The sequence below is a fragment of the Microcystis sp. CS-574 genome, from assembly GCF_028329095.1.
In the GTDB taxonomy this organism is placed as follows: Bacteria; Cyanobacteriota; Cyanobacteriia; order Cyanobacteriales; family Microcystaceae; genus Microcystis; species Microcystis ichthyoblabe_A.
Window position 1 is genome coordinate 1 of the sequence record NZ_JAQMSY010000042.1, and the last position, 4512, is coordinate 4512.

The 4512-nt window shown below is 41.1% G+C and carries 3 protein-coding genes; 2 read left to right on the top strand and 1 reads right to left on the bottom strand.

Annotated features, from left to right (window positions below; genetic code table 11):
- Positions 1-264: 264 nt before the first annotated feature.
- Positions 265-696 carry a hypothetical protein gene (locus tag PN470_RS03005; protein ID WP_271938057.1) on the top strand — a complete coding sequence of 144 codons (432 nt, stop codon included), beginning with the start codon at positions 265-267 and terminating at the stop codon, positions 694-696.
- A 139-nt stretch (positions 697-835) separates the two neighbouring features.
- Here PN470_RS03005 and PN470_RS03010 read toward each other — a convergent pair whose 3' ends face one another.
- The gene (locus tag PN470_RS03010; protein WP_271938055.1) at positions 836-2992 is read right to left on the bottom strand and encodes a putative PEP-binding protein; all 2157 of its coding nucleotides are present in this window, start codon (positions 2990-2992) and stop codon (positions 836-838) included.
- 287 nt (positions 2993-3279) lie between these two features.
- Here PN470_RS03010 and PN470_RS03015 point away from each other — a divergent pair, with 287 nt between their 5' ends.
- Entirely contained in the window at positions 3280-3975 is a 696-nt protein-coding gene (locus PN470_RS03015) for a response regulator transcription factor (RefSeq protein ID WP_002737332.1), read from the top strand.
- Positions 3976-4512: the final 537 nt, after the last annotated feature.

The following is a 4512-nucleotide window of genomic DNA, read 5'->3' on the forward strand; positions in this document are numbered from 1 at the left end:
ACCGATATTTTCTAGGTGTCGATAGCCTTGAATACAGGTTCCTTGTAGGTTCAAAAATTTGTCAAGTATCATAAGTAAAATACTCTGGTTTCTGGCTATTATATCAAATTTTAACTCGATTGTCTATCTTTTGGTATTAACTTATTTGTGCCGTAAGTGTCTCCCTGTATAGATTTCAGCTACTTTTAGGCGTAGGTACTCTCATCGAATTTTATTTTAAGTTAATTATTTGCATAACAATTCCCGAAGAGCCAGACCTTTTAAATGAACTTATCAATAAATAATTTATTTGAACATATTCAAAATCAAGAAGTGAAATCTACACGAATGTATCAAATAGTAGAATCAATGATTGATGATAATGATTGTTTTAAAAATCTTCTTAATAAAATTAAAAATTACAGTAGAAATCCACAATATAATCCACCTTTCTATTTTAACTTAGACAAGGGTGGAGGAAAACGCGTTAACAATATCCCAGAATTACTCGAATTATCTATAGATAATCCCAATAAATTTAAAGAATACATGGAAAAAGGAGATTTTGAGCGTTGGCTGGATAATATAGAGATAAGAGAAACAGAACTAGCAAATATAGCTCAGGCAACTCGCGAGAAAAATTTCCCCAACTATAATGAGCGCCTACATTATTTTCTCAGAGAATGCTGTCTAGTCTTGATTGGGAGAAACCCTTAATATTTCCTAACAAAAACTTGATTTGATCGCCGACTGGCGCAATCATATTATTATAGGGGCGAATTGCATTCGCCCTCTTTGAATAACTGCTGCTGCTCACCAATATGTGAGGGAAAGTCACAAATAGGAGATGCCGAGGTTATCTGCCATTTTCCAATAAAAACCTTCTTTCTGCGCGAACAATTGCCTCTCTAGTGGCTAAAACTGCTTCTGTATCCACCGAAAGAGAAGTCACACCCCAAGCAATCAGATCATCGATAAGTTCAGGATACTGGACGATGGCCATGCCGCAAACGGAACAGGGAATCTGTAAAACTTTTGCTTGAGTGATAATTTGTTTTAAAGCTGCCCTGACTGCGGGATGACGGGCGTTAAAATATTCTGAGAAATGTTCTCGATCGCTACCTAAAAGTAATTGAGTTAAATCATTAGTACCAATAGCGATTAACTGTACCCCTGCTTGCACATAATCCCTCAATTGAAAGATTACCCCCGGTACTTCCACCATTATCCCCAATTGGAAAGAAGGGACTTGAGTGAGTAAAGCCGATTGTACCCGTTGCCGGCAGAAAATAAATTCTTCAACCCCACGGACAAAGGGAAGCAGTAAATTAATATTGGTGGCGCTGGTGGTTTGTACCCGTCGTAAAGCTTGCAATTCTAGATCAAATAGAGTCGGATCTAATATATAACCATGGGTTCCCCGACTGTCTTTAGCCGAATGTTGAGCATCAAAAGAACGGTAAAATAAAGGCTTAGGCTGGATACTAAGGGCAAATTGTGCGATTAAATCACTTAATCTCTCGATCAATGCTTCTTGATGCTCTGGTGTTAACCATTCTTCTAGATTGCGCTGAGAAAGTAACTCTAAAATCATCCATTCTGAGCGCAATAAACCGATCCCATCAATAGGCAGTTCTCGGATTCTGGCAATACTTTCAGTTTGACTGAGATTAACCATCAAACGGGTAGCAATTGCCGTCCCGTCGGTTTCTCTGGGGGGTGCTGGGGGTAAGGAAATCTGTTCCTGAGATGCTAGAGAAATAATTCCCCTCGTACCATCTACTAAAATTATCTCGCCTGAGCGGATAATTTCTGTGGCATTTTTTACCCCGACAATGGCAGGAATGGCTAATTCCCGGGCTAAGATGGCTCCATGGCTAGTTAATCCCCCCTGTTCCGTGATCATTGCTCGAATTTGGCGTAAATGGGGCAGTTTTTTCGGAGGTAAATTAGTAGTAACCAGAATGCAATCCTGAAAATTTGCCTCTGGGGAGTCGAAATTGCTGATCACTTTTGCCACTCCCGATGCCAACCCTGGGGATGCCCCTAATCCTCTTAAGGGATAATTGGAGGTAGTAGCGGTGATTTCCTGACTGTGACAGTTGAGAATATAAATTTGACCATCTAGCATCATCAGCCATTCTATGCTGGTTAAGCTGGGTTTTTCCGCTAGTAGAGATTGAACCAGTTGACAAAGGCGATCGATGGCGAAATTATCTAAACAGTAGCTTTCCTGTAAACTGGGTGCTAATAATTGTGGTGCAAGCAGATTACTGTCACTATTGAGATAATAAGCCCTGGATTTATTGCCTAATTGCCGACTGCGTAATTGACCGGAGCGATCGATAATATAGGTATCCGGTGCCACTTCTCCATTAGCTAAACTGTGTCCTAATCCCCAAACCGCCTGAATTTGCCAGTTATCCTCATTAATGAGCACATTTCCCGCACAATTGGCTGGTAATAATGGTTGTACCAGTAAAGATAATTGAATTTTTTCTAAACCAATTCCCACTTTTCGCCAATAAAATAGACTTCTGGCGGTGAATAACTCCGCCCAGGCTTGTTTTAGGGCATTTTCTAGATTATCTGCTTTAATTCCACTGATGGGGGCGGAAAATAAACCGAGAGTTCGCCGAGCCAGATGAGCAGGTAAGGAAAAGCGCCATACTAGGCTATCCATGGATAATTGTGCCACGGCCGCCGTTAGTTCTTCTAACCAGAGAGGAGGAATTTGCGCTTGTAAAATGGCCCGCCGACTTTCTTTGGCGACTAATTGCAGAGCTTTTGGGTTATCTACGTCTAAATAGAGGGAAGACTGGGGAAAATCAGTCAGAAACGAGTCAGCATTATCGATGGTTTCCAAAAATTCCGCAAAAATGCGGTTAAAAATGGCAAATCCCCCGATAATTGGGTATCCTCGCTGGTGTAATTCACTGGCAATAAAAGCTTTTTCCCCCACCAGGGGGCGATCGGAAGCACTAATGCGATCGAGCCAGCAGAGAATAGTCACGGGATTTGTTAAGAATGGTGAAAGGATTGTAAAATTATTGTGTGATTTTTGTAACTTTTTGGTTCTATCTGCTAGTTTAACTCACCGTCACTATCTTGAGGATGATCTGGAAAGTGGGGTGTAGGGTGTAGGGGGTGGGGTGTGGGGGGTAGGGTGTGGAGAGGGGAGAATAAATAAAAGCAATCTCCTGACTCCTATCTCCTGACTCCTATCTCCTGACTACTGACTCCTATCTCCTTAGCTGATAAGATAGGATTCGGACAATATTCGATCGCTGCGAGAAATTGATGGACACACCTGCGAAAGTTTTGTTAGTGGATGACGAACCGGGGGTTCGTGAATCTGTGCAAGCATATCTACAGTACGGGGATGAATTCGAGGTAAGAACTGCTAGTAATGCTAACGAAGCCTGGGATTTACTCAATCAAGAAATTCCGGAATTAGTTATCTCCGATATTATGATGCCGCAGGTGGATGGCTATCAGTTTCTGAAGAAATTGCGCGAAGATGCTCGTTTTCAGACAATTCCCGTGGTTTTTCTCACTGCAAGGGGGATGACAAGCGATCGCATTCAGGGTTATAATGCTGGTTGTGATGCTTATTTATCCAAGCCTTTCGATCCCGAAGAATTAGAAGCATTAATCAAGTCTTTAATCGAGCGCCGTCGTCAATCCCTGCAAGCCACCAGCGAAAACGCTAGATTAGAAGAAATTGCCCGAGATATCCGGGAATTAAAACAGCAGGTGGGACAACAGAACACTTTTACTACCACTCCCCCCCCGATTAAAGTTGATCTGACCCCCCGGGAACAAAGTGTTTTAGATTTAGTAGCGGAGGGATTGATGAATAAAGAAATTGCCAGTCGTCTAGAAACCAGCGTTAGGAACGTAGAAAAATACGTCAGTCGCTTATTTAGCAAGACTGGTACTAATAGTCGCACGGAATTGGTACGTTTTGCCCTAAAACACGGTTTAACCAGTTAATATAGCAGCTACTGTTTGCGGCTAGAAATCCATTGGTGGTCTATCATACTTTGTGCTTTTTGTCAAAAAAACTTTTTTTTTGCAATAAAACTACACAAAAAAAAGATCATCGTTGTGGGTGAAATTGACTCATTTACCTGTCTTAATTGGGATTATCTTCTAGGTGTGGCAAGGGTTTCAACCTTTGCTGCCCAAAAAAGTATAGAATACCCGATTATGAAATTATATCAAATCGCTGTAACCATTGGAACATCGTTGTTAAATAAAAATCTTTCTCAATTAATTCTTAAGAATTTGTAAATATTGCAAAATATTAATTTAAATATTCTCAAGTTATTGCAGTCAATAAATAATTTTTGCTTATCTTTGTCGAAAAATAGAACTTCTGCAAAAATCCAACATCTACCATTGGGTTAGGAGTCTCCGAGTCAGGAGTCAGGAGTCAGAAGTCAGGAGTCAGGAGATTATTTTATTTATTCTCCCCACACCCCACACCCTACACCCCACACCCCACACCCCACACCCTACACCCTACAC

Excerpts from the sequence above, each read along its gene's own strand:
- PN470_RS03005 (WP_271938057.1), top strand. The coding sequence starts at position 265 with ATGAACTTATCAATAAATAATTTATTTGAACATATTCAAAATCAAGAA.
- PN470_RS03015 (WP_002737332.1), top strand. The coding sequence starts at position 3,280 with ATGGACACACCTGCGAAAGTTTTGTTAGTGGATGACGAACCGGGGGTT.